The sequence below is a fragment of the Rheinheimera sp. 4Y26 genome (assembly GCF_025245835.1).
Classification (GTDB): domain Bacteria; phylum Pseudomonadota; class Gammaproteobacteria; order Enterobacterales; family Alteromonadaceae; genus Pararheinheimera.
In genome coordinates this window covers 161,525-176,866 of sequence record NZ_JAOBWS010000004.1, presented here as the reverse complement: position 1 = coordinate 176,866, position 15,342 = coordinate 161,525, and the positions used below count along the sequence as shown (strand labels likewise).

Sequence of the window (15,342 nt, the reverse complement as noted above, 5' to 3'; positions counted from 1 at the left end):
TTTGGGGAACTGAATTTACATCAATAAAATCAACAATAAGCTAATAAAAAAGGGCGCTGTGTTGTGCAGCGCCCCGATTCATTTATTTTACCTGCATGCCAGGTGTTGCACCATCGTCCGGCGTCAGCAGGAAAATATCGCTGCCGCCAGGGCCTGCTGCCATCACCATGCCTTCTGACATACCAAAACGCATTTTGCGCGGCGCCAGATTGGCCACCATCACTGTTAAGCGACCGACTAAATCGGCTGGGTCATAAGCAGATTTAATACCGGCAAACACCTGACGGCTTTCAAAACCTAAATCCAGTTGCAGTTTCACCAGTTTGTCGGCACCTTCGACATGTTCGGCGCTGACAATTCGTGCGACCCTTAAGTCGAGTTTGGCAAAATCATCAAACTGAATCATCGGTGCTAAAGGTTCATAAGCTGCTGCATCTGCCGCTGTTACTGCTGCATCGGCTTTTGCCGCATTTTTGCTTGTGGTTTTTTCAGGCTCAGCGGCTTGTAAATTTTCTTTGGATGCATCCACCATGGCCTGCACTTTTACCGGGTCAACCCGCTGCATCAGCGCTTTAAAAGTATTGATCCGGTGATTTTTAAGCGCTGCCTGATAATTATCCCAGCGCAGTTCAATATTTAAAAAGGCCTCTACTTCAGCGGCCATGGCCGGCAGTACAGGTTTTAAATAATGCATCAACACGCGGAACAGGTTGATCCCCATAGAGCAAACCTGATGGGTTTCCAGCTGTTTGCTTTCATCCTTGGCCAGCACCCAGGGTGCTTTAGCGTCAATATACTGATTGGCTTTGTCAGCCAGCGCCATAATGTCGCGAATGGCACGGGCGTATTCACGTTGTTCAAACGAAGCTGCAATGCTTTCACCTTGTGCCACAAAGTCAGCCAGTAATTCAGGCTCGGCAATGTCAGTAGATAAGGTGCTGTCGAATTTTTTGCTGATAAAGCTGGCGCAGCGGCTGGCGATATTCACCACTTTGCCCACTAAATCGGCGTTCACTTTTTGCGAAAAATCTTCGAGGTTCAAATCCAGGTCAACAATGCCAGAGGTGAGTTTTGACGCAAAATAATAACGCAGATACTCAGGGTTTAAGTTATCCAGGTAAGTGCGGGCTTTAATAAAAGTGCCACGCGATTTGGACATTTTGGCGCCGTTTACGGTAACAAAACCATGCGCAAAGACGCTGCTTGGTTTGCGGTAACCGGCACCGTCTAACATGGCAGGCCAGAACAGGCTGTGGAAATAAATAATGTCTTTGCCGATAAAGTGATAGACCTCGGCGTCAGAATCGAGTTTCCAGAAATCATCAAAGTTGATACCGGTTTTATCACAGAGGTTTTTAAAGCTGGCCAGATAACCAATAGGCGCATCTAACCAAACGTAGAAAAACTTGCCCGGCGCACCTGGAATTTCAAAACCAAAATAAGGCGCGTCGCGGCTGATATCCCACTGCTGCAGGCCTTCTTTGAACCATTCCTGTAACTTGTTGGCCATTTCACTTTGCAGCGAACCACCGCGGGTCCAGTCCTGCAACATTTGCTCAAAGGCCGGTAAGTCAAAGAAATAATGTTCGGAGTCTTTTAATACCGGTGTGGCGCCTGATACCACAGAACGTGGGTTTTTCAGTTCAGTCGGGCTGTACGTCGCACCACAGGCATCACAGCTGTCACCGTTTTGATCCACAGCACCACATTTTGGGCAGTCGCCTTTGACAAAACGGTCCGGCAGGAACATTTGTTTTTCCGGGTCAAACAGCTGGCTGATGGTTTTACGTTTGATATAACCACCGGCGTCCAGCTTTTGATAAATTTCACTGGCAAAAGTGCGGTTTTCGTCGCTGTGGGTGCTGTGGTAGTTATCAAAACCAATCAGAAAGTCTTTAAAATCAGCCTGATGCTCTACTGAAGTTTGTGCAATCATTTGCTCAGGTGTTAAACCCAATTGCTGCGCTTTGAGCATAATAGGGGTGCCATGAGCGTCATCCGCACAGACGTAAAAACACTGATGACCGCGCGCCTTTTGAAAACGCGACCAGATGTCGGTCTGAATATATTCCAATAAGTGGCCTAAATGGATAGGGCCGTTGGCGTATGGAAGGGCGCTTGTGATCAAAATTTTACGTTGTGTCATCAAATAGAACTCTGAATGCATAAATAACTGAAAAGAGATGACAACATGATACAATAACGGCCGTTAAAGCGCACTCCCGCAGCGGTAGTTCTACCGGCTTTTCTGCAGGCAGCAAGTCGCATTTTTAGTTTTTATCTGTCACAGCTGTGGCACAGGCAAAAACTCCAGAGCATAAACTGGTTTTTAAACGCAGGTATCCGATGTTTGGTTGGTGGAAAAACAAAAACACAATAAAGCTCAGCAGTGCCCAACAACAGGTGCTGGAAAATTTTCAAACCGAAGAAATGCCGGTGGCCTTATCACAGCTCGCCACTGATATAGCCTTTGATAATAACCGTCTTATTATCCAGTTACCTTTTGCCGCCGATGCAATGTTGCCTTCATTACAGCAGGCGTTGGCTGGGGCAGGTTTTAGCGGGGAAGTGGTGCTGAAGTATCAAAACCCCTTACCAGCAAGCCTTGGTAACATCCGTCAGGTGATTTTGATAGCGTCCGGCAAGGGTGGCGTAGGTAAATCCACCACCGCTGTGAACCTCGCCATAGCGCTGGCACAACAAGGCGCCAAAGTAGGATTATTGGATGCCGATATTTATGGTCCTTCCATTCCGACTATGCTGGGACTGGTTGGCACCAAAGCTACCTCACCTGATGACAAACACTTAGCCCCCGTGCATAAATTTGGCATTTTTATGCAATCTATCGGTTTTCTGGTTGACCCACAGGCCGCATCGGTCTGGCGTGGTCCTATGGCCAGCCAGGCGCTGCTGCAACTTTTAAATGAAACCCTGTGGCCTGAGCTTGATTATCTGGTGGTCGATATGCCGCCGGGCACCGGCGATATTCAGCTGACGTTGTCGCAAAAGTTGCCGGTGGCCGGTGCTGTGATAGTGACAACACCGCAGGACGTGGCGCTGGCTGATGCACAAAAAGGCATAGCCATGTTCCGTCAGGTGAATATTCCGCTACTGGGCCTTGTGGAAAATATGAGTTATTACCAGTGCAGCAGCTGCGGTCATATCGACGATATTTTTGGCTCACAAGGTGGTGTTGCGTTAGCAGAACGTTATCAGGTGCCGGTGCTTGGCCAGTTGCCACTGCAAAAACAAATCCGGCAGCACAGTGACGAAGGTATGCCAATAGTGCTGAATGAAAGTGAACAATGTGCTGAAATTTATCAGAAAATAGCCAGGCAACTGATCTTCGCTTTATACTGGCAAGCCCAGCACAAAATTGCCCAACAACCGCAAATTATTATAACGGACGATTAACATGAGACTGTGTGACCGCGACATTGAACGCTACCTGGCTGAAGGCAAAATTTGTATTGAACCTATGCCGTCCCGCGACATGATCAGTGGGGTGAGCGTAGATATCCGCCTGGGCCATAAATTCAGAAGTTTTACCGCTTACGCCGCACCTTTTATTGATTTAAGCGGCCCGAGGGAAGAAGTACAACAAGCACTGGATTCAGTGATGAGTGAAGAACTGGTGCTTGCTGACGATGAAGCCTTTTATCTGCACCCCGGTGAGCTGGCACTGGCTGTCACGCTCGAGTCTGTCACTTTACCGGCGGATATTGTGGGCTGGCTGGATGGTCGTTCCAGCCTGGCGCGGCTTGGTTTAATGGTGCATGTCACTGCACACCGTATTGATCCGGGTTGGTCTGGCAATATAGTGCTGGAATTTTATAACAGCGGCCGTTTACCGCTGGCGCTGCGCCCTGGTATGAAAATTGGTGCATTGAATTTTGAGCTGATGACGGGCGCAGCAGACCGCCCTTACAACAAAAGAACAGATGCCAAGTATCAGCAACAAACCGGTGCAGTGGCCAGTCGGATTAATCAGGATGATAAAACCGGCCGCTGAGTTTATTTAGCGCCAGGCCAAAATGAAAAAGCCCATGCAAAAATGCATGGGCGGAAGCAATAAAGCAAAAATGAAGCGTGGTGATTATGCAATAAAACTGCGAAGTCATGCAAGTGGGTTTTTGCAGAAGATTGCAGTTTTACTGCATATTTACCACAAACTGCGCAGCCTCTGAGCATCGAGGAGCTGCTGGTCACGGAGTTAACGGATGTCGTTAATCAATATCGGGCGTTTGTTGTTACTGGCTGCTATCTGGGGCGCTTCGTTTTTATTTATCCGCATTGCAGTGCCGGCTCTGGGTCCTTCACTGTTGATGTCTGGCCGGGTGCTATTTGCTGCACTCTTTTTGTCGGTGATAGCCCTGCTGTTGCATAAAAAACTGCATTGGCGGCAAAACTGGCTGCATTATCTGAAGCTGGGTTTTATTAACTCGGCCTTGCCATTTTTACTCTTTGCTTATGCGGCAACAGTGCTCACAGCGTCGTTATTGTCGGTGTTAAACGCAACAGCACCTATCTGGGGCGCGCTGATTGGTATTTTGTTTTTCCGCCAGCCGTTATCGTTTGCCGTAGTTGCAGGTTTGCTGCTTGGCGTTTGTGGAGTTGCCATTCTGGTCGGGTTTGACCCTGTACTGCTTAAAAGCGGCGCTTTGCTGGCCGTAGCCGCAGCGGCAAGTGCTGCCTGCTGTTATGGCATTGCCACCCATTACACCCGAAGGGCCAAAGCCGTTGAACCTTTTGCCAATGCGCAGGGCAGTATGTGGGGTGCTGTGCTGGTATTGTTGCCGTTAACCTTGCTGCCAGGGCCAGCCATCGAGCTGAGCCTGCAGGTTGCATTTGCAGTGCTGGTTCTTGGCGTGGTTTGTACCGGTGTGGCCTATCTGTTGTATTTTAAGCTGGTGCAGGAAGTTGGGGCCACACCCGCACTGACCGTGACTTTTTTGATCCCGGTGTTTGGTGTGTTATGGGGTGCGTTATTTTTGCATGAGCAGGTAGGTTGGCACACCGCAGTGGGGGCTTTGACTGTGTTAACAGGCACAGCGCTGGTTACCGGGTTTCGTCCACGGCAGTTGTGGCACAAGTCCCGTTAAAAATTAAAAAATGAATGCCGGCGGTTAATTCAGAACCAGTTCAGATCCGCTGTGTCATAACCTTTGATAACTGGATGTCGTATCACCGGTGCATCCATGCCTGTTTCTGTCGTTTTAGCAAGAAGCTGCCCAGGCAGCAGGAGTTTGTTGATGAAAAGCTCAGTGTTACGGTTGTCAACCATGACGTTAAGTCTTGCGCTGGCGTTACATTTACCCCTGGCTATGGCGGCGGAACCTACGGCAGACGCAACAAAACGTCAGGCCAAAACGATTTCTGCCGGTGCCAGCAAGCAGGCTACAACCACAAATCCACAGCAGCAAAAAGCCAGCGCCGGTCAGAAGCTATTCAGCCAGGCCGAGCTTGATCAAATGCTGGCCCCTGTTGCGTTATATCCGGATACAGTGCTTTCCCATGTGCTCATTGCCGCCACTTATCCGCTGGAAATTGTAAAAGCCACCCGCTGGCTCAGCGCACAAAAAGGCATGACGTCCGAACAAGCATTAAAAGCCGCCGAAAACGAACCCTGGGATCCAAGCGTACGGGCTCTGGTTGCTTTTGCGCCCTTGCTCACCAAGATGAACAATGAGCTGGAATGGACGCAAAAGCTTGGTGATGCCTTTTTAATTCAACAGCAACAGGTGATGGCCACAGTGCAGAGCCTGAGGGAAAAGGCCTATGCAGCTGGCAATCTGAAAGATCAGGAACACATCACGGTGCAGCGCCGTGAAAAAGAAAAAGTCATTATCATCGAGCCTCGTCAACGTGAAGTGGTGTATGTACCTGTGTATGACACCCGCGTGGTGTATGGCGACTGGTGGTGGCGCGAATACCCGCCCATCCACTGGCCACATCCTGTCTATGGCAATCATGCGTCTGTGGTGTACTGGGGTTCAGGGGCAAGAGTCTCCACCAGCTTTTATTTTTCCACTTTTTACTGGCCAAGACGCGAAGTGGTGGTGATCAACCATTACCACAGACCAACAAAGTATTACCGTTATGATGATATTATCCGTCATGAAGAACGCCGGCATTGGCGCCATAACCCACAGCACCGCCATGGTGTGGTATATCACACCAGTTATCAGCCAAACCGCGAGTTCAGTGGCGCTGATTACCGGCAAGACGATGTTGGCGAAAGACGGCGCTGGGCTGCTGAACAGCGCCAGCAACAGAATGTAGCCTTGCCTGGTGATCAGGATATTCAGCGCCAGTATCCGGCACCGGCGCAGGAGCAGGTGATGCGTTCAGATCCGGCCCGTGATGTCGAACGCCGGCAACGCGACAGGGATATAGTACGGGATAACGACGGTAACCCCGTTGAGATTGGGCAACAGCCCGATGCTGTGCAACCAGATCAGACTCAACCGGAACAGGCAGCGGGCCAAAGTACAGATCAAGGTACAGACCAACGCACAGAGGACAGACTGAACCCGGCTTTGAATGTTTCTGAGGACAGAAAAGAGTACAGTCTGAAAGACTCAGGAATTGAACAGGAGATCAGACCTCAGCCTGTGCCTGATGTCACTGACCAGACAAACTCAGGTGTACCGGCCGATCGGCAGCTGCCAACTGCAGAGGTGCCGGCCGAGCTCGAACGTACTCATAACAGAGATATGTTCAGACAAGTTGAGCAACCCCGGCCAATAGAACAGCAGCCTGAACCTGTATACCAACAACCAGAGCCTGTGTATCAACAGCCAGAGCCTGTGTATCAGCAACCAGAGCCGGTATATCAGCAGCCGGAGCCTGTATATCAACAGCCAGAGCCTGTGTATCAGCAACCAGAGCCGGTATATCAGCAGCCGGAGCCGGTATATCAGCAGCCAGAGCCGGTGTATCAACAGCCTGAGCCTGTGTACCAGCAGCCTGAACCTGTGTATCAACAGCCAGAGCCGGTGTACCAGCAGCCTGAACCTGTATATCAGCAGCCGGAGCCTGTGTATCAACAGCCTGAACCTGTGTACCAACAACCAGAACCTGTGTATCAGCCTCCGGTTGAACAACAGGCGGAAAGGCCGATAGAATCACATCGTCAAATTGAATAACAATATGCTGCATCAAACGCCCGCTTTGCGGGCGTCTTGTTATTAAAAGGGAGTCAATATGCAATTATTTGGTTCACAATCGTCACCTTATGTTCGCCGTTTACGTCTGCTGCTCGCTGAATATCCACATGAATTTATCAGCATGAATATTTTTGAATCTGCCGACAGAGAGCGGCTGATCAAACTCAATCCGACGCGCAAAGTGCCGATGCTCAGTGACGGCGCGCAGGTGGTGTTTGATTCAGGGGTGATTTTCAGATATTTATCGCAAAAATTCAGCTGGGCGCCACTGAGTTGGGATGAAGAGAATACCCTGACACTGATCAATGCTGTGAATGATTCGCTGGTGGAGATTTTATTGTGTCAGCGCAGTGGGTTTGATACCAACGACAACAAACTGTTTTTTAATCTGCAACGCGAACGTACCCATGCAGTGTTAACTGTACTGGAACAAAAGGCGCAGCAAGGTGAATTCCAGCGCTGGAACTATCTGGCGATGAGTTTGTATGCATTACTGGATTGGGCTGCATTTCGCAATTTAACCGATTTAACCCCGTTTAACGCACTGAATGCTTTTGTTGCTGCGGCAAAAAATCATCCTGGTATTGCATTAAGCGACCCAAGGTTGTCCTGAAAAACCAGTCCCGGAGTTGCGGTAAAAATTGCGGTAAAAGTTTCGTGACAAATTGAACAATAAAAAAGCCCGGATAGGGCTTTTTTATTGTTCATCAGCTATCAGCAACAGACAGGCGCTAATCCAGTCCGATAAAACCGCCGGTCTGATGGGCCCATAACTGGGCATAAATGCCGCCTTGAGCAATGAGCTGCTGATGGCTGCCTTGCTCCACAATCCGGCCCTGATCCAGCACTATCAGTCTGTCCATCGCCGCTATGGTTGAGAGCCGGTGAGCAATAGCAATCACGGTTTTACCGGCCATCAGGGTATTCAGACTTTGCTGAATAGCGGCTTCCACTTCAGAATCGAGTGCTGAGGTGGCTTCATCCAGAATCAAAATTGGTGCATTTTTTAACAGCACCCGGGCAATGGCAATACGCTGGCGCTGACCGCCGGACAGTTTTACGCCACGCTCACCAACCTGAGCATCAAGGCCAGTGTTGCCTTTTGGGTCGGTTAAATCATTGATAAACACGTCAGCTTCTGCAGCGCGAACCGCCGCCAGTAATTCAGCTTTAGTGGCCGAAGGTTTGCCATACAGAATGTTGTCGCGCACCGAGCGGTGCAGTAAAGAAGTGTCCTGCGTCACCATGGCAATCTGAGCTCTTAAACTTTCCTGTTGCACCTGGCTGATATCCTGACCATCAATCAGAATTTTGCCTTGTTCCAGATCGTAAAAGCGCAATAACAGATTCACCAGCGTTGATTTACCAGCACCGGAGCGGCCAACTAAACCTACTTTTTCACCGGGTTTGATCACAAGGTACAGCTGATCAAGCACCGCCGCTTTTTGCGCACTGACAGCTTTGCTGTAGTTAAAGGTTAAATCGCGAAACTCAATAGCACCGCCCTGAACAGTTAAAGCTTTAGCATTGGCCACATCCTGCACCTGCTGGGGTTGGGCCAGGGTATTCATGCCGTCTGCAACAGTACCGATATTTTCAAATAAGCTGCTGACTTCCCACATGATCCACTGTGACATGCCGTTTAAGCGCAACGACAGGCTGACGGCAATAGCAATAGAACCAATAGTGACGGCCTGTTCAGTCCACAACCAAATCGACATACTGCCAACGGCAAACACCAACAGGTAATTTAAAGTTTGCACTGAAAACGTCAGCCAGGTCACCAGCCGCATCTGCTGATACACAGGCACCAGAAACTGCGTCATGCTGTCTTTGGCGTAATCAGCTTCACGGCTGGTATGGGAAAACAGCTTGATGGTGTTGATATTGGTGTAACTATCGACAATACGGCCGGTCATTTCCGAACGGGCATCGGCCTGACGGCTGGCCACAGCTTTTAACCGCGGTACAAAATAGATATTCAGGCAGATGTAACACAACAGCCACACCAACAGTGGCGACACCAAACGAAAGTCGGCATCTGCCACCAGATACAACATAGAGCCAAAATACACCAGCACATACACCATGACATCCAGCAGTTTGGTGGCGGTTTCACGCACGGCAAGGGCGGTTTGCATCACTTTGGTGGCAATACGGCCGGCAAAATCATTCTGATAAAAACTGACACTTTGTTTAAGCAAATAGCGGTGTGCCTGCCAGCGGATGGCCATCGGGAAATTACCCAGGATCATCTGGTGAATGACCGCCGAGTGCAATAACACCAGCAGTGGAATACCGATAGCGGTTAGCAGCCCCATCCGGATCAGGGTGTCTTTTTCGGTTTGCCATAAAGTAGCCGGGTCTTTTTCAATCAGCCAGTCAACCAGCTGACCCATAAAACCAAATAACGACACCTCAAGCATGGCCAATAACGCCGTTAAAGAGGCCATCACCAACAGTGGCAACACCATACCCTGACTATAATGCCGGCAAAAAGCCCAAAGGCCATGGGGCGGCTGAGCCGGCTCTGCCGCCGGGAAGGGTTCGGTTAGTTTTTCAAAATAACGCAGCATAAATACCTTAATTCACAAAAGCTGTTACAGCGGCAAGGTCGATAAAAAGCCAGGCCGTTCAGAGGAGCCACAAGACCCTAACAAAAGATCACAACAAACTCAGCAGCAGAAGCGGAAACAGATTGTTTCCCAATGACTTATTGCTTTAAACACCAAAGCTGCATCGCTTGCTCACTTACTGCCAGCACCTGCTCAATCTGTTGCCGGTTGATATCCAGATGGGTGACAAACCGAAGCCTTACTCTTGGCCCCTGAGCTGCCTGATAACTGCCGCCGGTGCAAAGAATACCTTGTTGCTGCAGCTGCTGCTGATAAAAGGCAGCAAAATCGGCTGCCAAATCACAAAACAGAATATTGCTTTGCACTGGTGCTGGCACAAACAGCTGCGTCAGACCGAAGTGCGCGGCCTGCGCCGCCAAACCTTGCTGCAATATAGCTGCATGATAGTGATCATCAGTCAGACGCCGCACCTGATGCTGCAATGCATATAAACCGGCGGCTGCCAGAATGCCGGCCTGGCGCATACCGCCGCCCAGCATTTTACGTACCCGAATTGCTCTTTTGATAAATTCAGCACTGCCTAACAACAAAGAACCAACGGGTGCTCCCAAACCTTTGGATAAACAGACCGACACCGAATCATAACCCGCCACCAGCTGCCGTGCTTTCTGGTAAAGATCCGAACCGTCTTTGGCAGCAAGGGCTGTGGCGGCATTAAAAATACGGGCACCGTCTATATGACAGGCAAGGCCCTGTTGCTTCGCAAGCTGTTGCACCTGCTGCATATAATCGAGCGACAACACCTGACCGCCCGTGGTGTTTTCCACCACTATCAGTCTGGTACGGGCAAAATGTGGATCGTCCGGTTTAATAGCGCCGGCAATATCAGTCAGAGCAATAGAACCGTCCGCTTGATGGGGCAGAGGTTGTGGCTGAATAGAGCCAAGCACCGCCATGCCACCGCCTTCCCATTTATAGGTGTGCCAGTTCTGGCCAACTATGGCTTCATCACCGCGCTGACAGTGACTCATCAGTGCTATTAAGTTGGTCATGGTGCCGCTGGGGGCAAATAACGCTGCTTCAAAGCCCAGTAATTCGGCAGCGTAAGCCTGCAGCTGGTTGACACTGGGATCGTCGCCAAAGACATCATCACCCACTTCTGCTTTGGCCATCAGTTCGCGCATCAGCGCAGTTGGACGGGTGACGGTATCGCTGCGTAAATCAATCATAACTGTTCCTGTGCCGGTATTATGCAAGGTCAAAGTGGGGGTCATATAAATCTGTTGCGGCTGCGTGTCTGAGCGTCTGCAGATCTGGAACCTCGTCAGACAGCAAAGCAGCCAATCAACACGGCATTCTGCCAGAGAAAAAACAAAAACAATATCGGGCTGCGCCGGATGTATTAAAGGCATGGTTGAGTCACCTCTGAATCTACGCTGCGCTCGCTCTGAGTCCGGCATTCGTCAACCTGACGCCATCTGGTTTTTATAAGCTTCTGTCAGCTAACAGTGTTGTAAGCTCCAGATGCTGTGTGAAGGACCTAACATTCAATGTTTGGCAGGGCTTTAGGCACCGTCTGCCCCGAGCCGGCGTTGCGCATCAATTCATACCGGATGCGCGCCAAGGGCGGTTCCCAGCTGTTCAATACCACTGACAATCCATCTGGACTCGACACAGTCGCCAAGATGCCGGCTGATATAACGCACCAACTGCTCACCGGTTTGCGGCAGCCGCCTGTCTTTACGCCTTACAAGATACCAGTGACCGTCAAGCGGAAATCCAGCCACTTCAAGCACTTTAATATTGTCGTTGTGATGGCGCGGCAAACTATGCGCCGATACCACGGCAAGGCCTAAACCAGCGGCAACACCAAGCCGGATTGCTTCATTGTTTTCAATTTGCATGGTGTCCCCAAGCTCGATGCCCTGACTGCTCAGCCAGGACTCAAACATCAGCCGGGTGGCAGAGCCAGGCTCGCGCAGTAAAAAACGGTACTGGCGCAGCTGGTTGATTGTCAGGGCCGTGGTTGTGTTGCAAAGCGGATGGCTGCCCGGTGCTATCAGGCTTAACGGGTTTTTTAAAATGCGCGCTGCCTGCACAGTGTGGCCGATAGGTGGGTGGCTAAACACATATAAATCATCCAGTTGTTGTTCAAACCTGGCTAACATCTGGGCGCGGTTCGCCACATTCAGCGTCACTTTAATATTGGGAAACTGACGATAAAAACCACCCAGAATTTGTGGCATCACATAACTGGCCGTGGTGACTATACCTAAACTTAAATGTCCACTGGTGCCTTGTTCGGCTTCGGTCAGGCTAAGTGAAAAGTCGTCAAAACGGCCCAGCACATCGCAGGCGGCCTGATATAACTGTTGGCCCACATGAGTAGGCTGCAGCTGTTGCTGGCGAAGTTCGAACAAAGGGGCACCAATTTCTTCGCTGAGTTTTTTCAGTTGCAAGGACACTGTGGGTTGGGTCAGATGCAAGGCGCGTGCGGCAGCAGAAACCGACCCAAGGCGTACCACCTGTACATACACCTGCAGCAAACGAAAAGTTAAATGCCTTATATCCATTGATGATTATCTATATGTGTGTCGCTTATATTTAATTATTCAATATACCCAAACACAGGCAAAATCGCCACCCGGCAACAGAGCACAGTAAAAACATCCCTGTGCGCTTTGTTCAACAGCCGGCTTTACCCGAACTGTTATCACCGAAGCTCAGGTAGCGAGCTTTGGTAATGGTTGTAAAGCAACTGGCTAAAACCTCATAAAAAACGGGAGTACACAGTGCCGGATATTGTCATCGCATTTTTTGCCCTGGGTCTGGTGGCCGGGTTATTAAAGTCGGATTTAAAAGTTCCGCAGTCGATTTATGAAACCCTGTCAATTTTATTAATGCTGGTGCTTGGCCTCAAAGGCGGGCTGGCATTACATGGCCAGTTATCGGCGCAGATAGTGCCTGAACTTCTCACCATTGCCGCTTTGGGTTTTATTTTGCCCTTGTTGTGTTATCCGGTGCTCAGAAGCCTGGTCAGGCTCAATCAGGATGACGCTGTCAGTGTGGCCGCCCATTATGGCTCTGTCAGTGCCGGTACCTTTGCTGTGGTGCTGGCGCTCACCGAAAAGGCTGAGTTACCGCTCAATGCAGAAACAACCCTCTATTTGGTGCTGCTTGAGCTGCCGGCCATTGTGATGATGTTATGGTTACACCGGCGTTTAACCGGCAAGGGCAGTGCAGGCGGCATTTTGCGCGAGTCGTTAACCAGCCGGGGTGTGTTGTTGTTAGGCGGCGGTGTGTTGATTGGTGTGCTTTATGGTCCGGAGGGACTGGCGCCTCTGTCGCCGGTGCTGCTGGGCGGATTTAAAACCATGCTGGCGATGTTTTTACTGGAAATGGGCCTTTGTACAGCACGGGTGTGTTCACCCTTGCCACTGCAACACTGGCGTTTGCTGGCTTTTGCCGCCACAGCGCCTTTTGTACTGGCATGGGTCGGCATTCTGGCGGCGTTGGCACTGCAGTTGCCACTTGGCAGCGCTTTGGTACTGGCCACTTTATGCGCCAGCGCCTCTTATATTGCCGCGCCTGCAGCCATTAAAGCAGCTATTCCCAGCGCTAATATTGGCCTTTCTATGCTGGCAGCCCTTGGTGTTACCTTCCCGGTGAACGTGCTGGTGGGCATTCCGCTTTATCAGCAGTGGTTGAGCTGGTTTTATTAATATAATGCCAGGCGCTGGTTTATAGCACGCAGCATTATGCTTTGTGCTTGAACTCCGGCGCGTCATAACCTACCGGCTCATCAGAATAAATACAAACATTCCAGTCTTCGGCCAGACCGTCTTCAGCCAGGCAATAACGGCTGAAGAAGGTCTGAATTTCGCGGCGCTGGCAATGCGCTTCAAAACTGGCTAAATCAGCCCAGATTTCATTAAACACCAGCGGAAAACTTTTACCTTCGGCAAAGGGGCTGCTGATCTGCCGTGTCACGCGGTATTGCAGGCAGCCATCTTCTCTGAGTGTATTGGCTTCAAGGCTTTGTAATACCTGAAACAGCGCCTGCTCCTGGCCGGCTTTGGGTAAAAACTGAGCGATACAATAAACTTTTTTTGACATCAAACTGGCTCCGGTACTGGACGTTTTTTTGCTTTACCAACCAAAGGTGTTGTTCAAAGCAGCTGGCTTTATTAAAAGCCTGCGTTTATAAACAGATTAATACCAAATTACTACTTTATATAAAAATACTATGCCTTTTTCAGGCATAACGTCTGCTGTCAGAGTAATAAAGAGGTTGGGATGGACTCTTGGTGTCTTTACTGTGCAAAGCAGGGGCTTGGTTTGTTTAAAAGCGCCTGGGACAAGCTCAATACTGATTTGTATCAGCAGCATCCTTATTTCGACAGCAGATTTATCGAAGCCATGCTGCAGTATTTTGCCCATGACGCTGTCTGGCTTTGTGTGCATCAAAGTGGCGGTGTGATTGACGGCATGCTGTTAGTGCAGCGCAAGGGGGTCACCAAATGGTCGTTATTTTTACCGGCACAGGCACAGGTGACTCCGTTGTTGCTGCAAAACCCTGCCATTTTGGCGCAGTTATTGCCATTATTACCTGGTTTTACATTGGGACTGGATTTGCCCTGTCAGGACCCTGCTTATAGCCCGATAAACTCTGATAGCAGCCCGTTGCAAGCAACAATAATGCCTCATGCACTGACCATTAATGTCGACGTCAGTGCAGGAAGTTTTGCTGATTACCTGCAACGACGCAGTAAAAAATTCAGACAAAATCTGCAGCGGCGTTTTGATAAGGTACAACAGGTGGGTTTGCACTTAACACTGAACTGTTTCACCAAAGCAGCCGAGATGGAACACGCACTGACGCAATTTGGCGCTCTGGAATCTAAAGGCTGGAAAGAAAAAATAGGCACAGCAGTGCATCTGAACAACAGGCAAGGGCAGTTTTATCTTCAGCTGTTGCAAAATTTTGCCAAAACTGAGCAAGCCTGTGTTTATCAGCTTTGCCTGAATGATCAACCGGTGGCGATGGAGCTTTGTATTGCATCAGCTCAAATGCTGATCTTGTTAAAAACCGCCTACGATGAAGACTTTTCGGCTTATTCACCGGGCCGTCTGTTGTTGTATCTGTTATTACAGCGTGAGTTTTTGTGCAAAAGGGTACAGACAGTTGAGTTTTATACTTCAGCTGATCACAACGATTTGGCATGGGCGGACGGCCAACGCTGGATCAGTCACCATATGCTGCTGCGCAATCCGGCAGTGCGTTATTGCCATCAGTTTTTAAAAAGTCGTTGATGAAAAGACATCAGAGAGAAAACAAGAATTTACAGCGGGAGATTAATGGTCGGTACGAGAGGATTTGAACCTCCGACCCCTGACACCCCATGACAGTGCGCTACCAAGCTGCGCTACGTACCGACGTTGGGGCTTATCATAATACTTTTCCTCCTGATTGCAACGGAATGTCTGGGGCAGCTGGTTTAACTGCTGGGTTTTTAACCTGTTTTGTCAGAATCTCCGGCAACAGCAAGCATAAAATCCGTTACATTAACCTCATTGGCCATATCCATCCGGCCATC

Annotated in this window: 12 protein-coding genes and 1 tRNA gene; 7 read left to right on the top strand and 6 right to left on the bottom strand. The window is 49.8% G+C overall.

The window, feature by feature from the left end; all coding sequences use genetic code 11:
* Positions 1–82: 82 nt before the first annotated feature.
* The gene (gene metG, locus N3Z11_RS07535) at positions 83–2,146 is read right to left on the bottom strand and encodes a methionine--tRNA ligase (RefSeq protein WP_260656548.1); all 2,064 of its coding nucleotides are present in this window, start codon (positions 2,144–2,146) and stop codon (positions 83–85) included.
* A 200-nt stretch (positions 2,147–2,346) separates the two neighbouring features.
* Here metG and apbC point away from each other — a divergent pair, with 200 nt between their 5' ends.
* From apbC to N3Z11_RS07510, 5 genes are all read left to right on the top strand, one after another.
* On the top strand, positions 2,347–3,414 hold the full coding sequence (gene apbC, locus N3Z11_RS07530) for an iron-sulfur cluster carrier protein ApbC (protein ID WP_260656547.1): 1,068 nt from the start codon (positions 2,347–2,349) through the stop codon (positions 3,412–3,414).
* A 1-nt stretch (position 3,415) separates the two neighbouring features.
* Entirely contained in the window at positions 3,416–4,012 is a 597-nt protein-coding gene (gene dcd / locus N3Z11_RS07525) for a dCTP deaminase (protein ID WP_260656546.1), read from the top strand.
* A 208-nt stretch (positions 4,013–4,220) separates the two neighbouring features.
* Positions 4,221–5,102, top strand: coding sequence for a DMT family transporter (locus N3Z11_RS07520; RefSeq protein ID WP_260656545.1), 882 nt, complete (start codon positions 4,221–4,223; stop codon positions 5,100–5,102).
* A 150-nt stretch (positions 5,103–5,252) separates the two neighbouring features.
* Positions 5,253–7,148, top strand: a complete 1,896-nt coding sequence (locus N3Z11_RS07515) for a DUF3300 domain-containing protein (RefSeq protein WP_260656544.1) — start codon at positions 5,253–5,255, stop codon at positions 7,146–7,148.
* Positions 7,149–7,206: 58 nt separating this feature from the next.
* Positions 7,207–7,782 (top strand): glutathione S-transferase family protein, encoded by a 576-nt coding sequence (locus N3Z11_RS07510; RefSeq protein WP_260656543.1) that lies wholly within the window; start codon positions 7,207–7,209, stop codon positions 7,780–7,782.
* Positions 7,783–7,900: 118 nt separating this feature from the next.
* On the opposite strand, the gene N3Z11_RS07505 is transcribed toward N3Z11_RS07510, so the two are convergent.
* From N3Z11_RS07505 to N3Z11_RS07495, 3 genes are all read right to left on the bottom strand, one after another.
* Positions 7,901–9,745: an ABC transporter ATP-binding protein gene (locus N3Z11_RS07505; protein ID WP_260656542.1), complete on the bottom strand. Its 1,845-nt coding sequence runs from the start codon at positions 9,743–9,745 to the stop codon at positions 7,901–7,903.
* 137 nt (positions 9,746–9,882) lie between these two features.
* A complete protein-coding gene (gene ltaE / locus N3Z11_RS07500; protein WP_260656541.1) occupies positions 9,883–10,974 on the bottom strand; it encodes a low-specificity L-threonine aldolase in 1,092 nt (363 codons plus the stop codon).
* Positions 10,975–11,349: 375 nt separating this feature from the next.
* A complete protein-coding gene (locus tag N3Z11_RS07495; RefSeq protein WP_260656540.1) occupies positions 11,350–12,318 on the bottom strand; it encodes a LysR family transcriptional regulator in 969 nt (322 codons plus the stop codon).
* A 219-nt stretch (positions 12,319–12,537) separates the two neighbouring features.
* On the opposite strand from N3Z11_RS07495, the gene N3Z11_RS07490 reads away from it, so the two are divergent.
* Entirely contained in the window at positions 12,538–13,467 is a 930-nt protein-coding gene (locus N3Z11_RS07490; protein ID WP_260656539.1) for a sodium-dependent bicarbonate transport family permease, read from the top strand.
* A 34-nt stretch (positions 13,468–13,501) separates the two neighbouring features.
* Here the strand turns inward: N3Z11_RS07490 and N3Z11_RS07485 are convergent, their stop codons facing one another.
* Entirely contained in the window at positions 13,502–13,861 is a 360-nt protein-coding gene (locus N3Z11_RS07485) for a putative quinol monooxygenase (protein ID WP_260656538.1), read from the bottom strand.
* Between the two features lie 222 nt (positions 13,862–14,083).
* Between N3Z11_RS07485 and N3Z11_RS07480 the strand changes: the two genes are divergently transcribed.
* On the top strand, positions 14,084–15,058 hold the full coding sequence (locus tag N3Z11_RS07480) for a GNAT family N-acetyltransferase (protein WP_260656537.1): 975 nt from the start codon (positions 14,084–14,086) through the stop codon (positions 15,056–15,058).
* Positions 15,059–15,104: 46 nt separating this feature from the next.
* Here the strand turns inward: N3Z11_RS07480 and N3Z11_RS07475 are convergent.
* Positions 15,105–15,181 (bottom strand) — tRNA-Pro (locus tag N3Z11_RS07475).
* Positions 15,182–15,342: the final 161 nt, after the last annotated feature.

What these genes read in the sequence shown, in the direction of transcription:
- metG (WP_260656548.1), bottom strand. Translation starts at nt 2,146, where the DNA reads ATGACACAACGTAAAATTTTGATCACAAGCGCCCTTCCATACGCCAAC.
- apbC (WP_260656547.1), top strand. Translation starts at nt 2,347, where the DNA reads ATGTTTGGTTGGTGGAAAAACAAAAACACAATAAAGCTCAGCAGTGCC.
- dcd (WP_260656546.1), top strand. Translation starts at nt 3,416, where the DNA reads ATGAGACTGTGTGACCGCGACATTGAACGCTACCTGGCTGAAGGCAAA.
- N3Z11_RS07520 (WP_260656545.1), top strand. Translation starts at nt 4,221, where the DNA reads ATGTCGTTAATCAATATCGGGCGTTTGTTGTTACTGGCTGCTATCTGG.
- N3Z11_RS07515 (WP_260656544.1), top strand. Translation starts at nt 5,253, where the DNA reads ATGAAAAGCTCAGTGTTACGGTTGTCAACCATGACGTTAAGTCTTGCG.
- N3Z11_RS07510 (WP_260656543.1), top strand. Translation starts at nt 7,207, where the DNA reads ATGCAATTATTTGGTTCACAATCGTCACCTTATGTTCGCCGTTTACGT.
- N3Z11_RS07505 (WP_260656542.1), bottom strand. Translation starts at nt 9,745, where the DNA reads ATGCTGCGTTATTTTGAAAAACTAACCGAACCCTTCCCGGCGGCAGAG.
- ltaE (WP_260656541.1), bottom strand. Translation starts at nt 10,974, where the DNA reads ATGATTGATTTACGCAGCGATACCGTCACCCGTCCAACTGCGCTGATG.
- N3Z11_RS07495 (WP_260656540.1), bottom strand. Translation starts at nt 12,318, where the DNA reads ATGGATATAAGGCATTTAACTTTTCGTTTGCTGCAGGTGTATGTACAG.
- N3Z11_RS07485 (WP_260656538.1), bottom strand. Translation starts at nt 13,861, where the DNA reads ATGTCAAAAAAAGTTTATTGTATCGCTCAGTTTTTACCCAAAGCCGGC.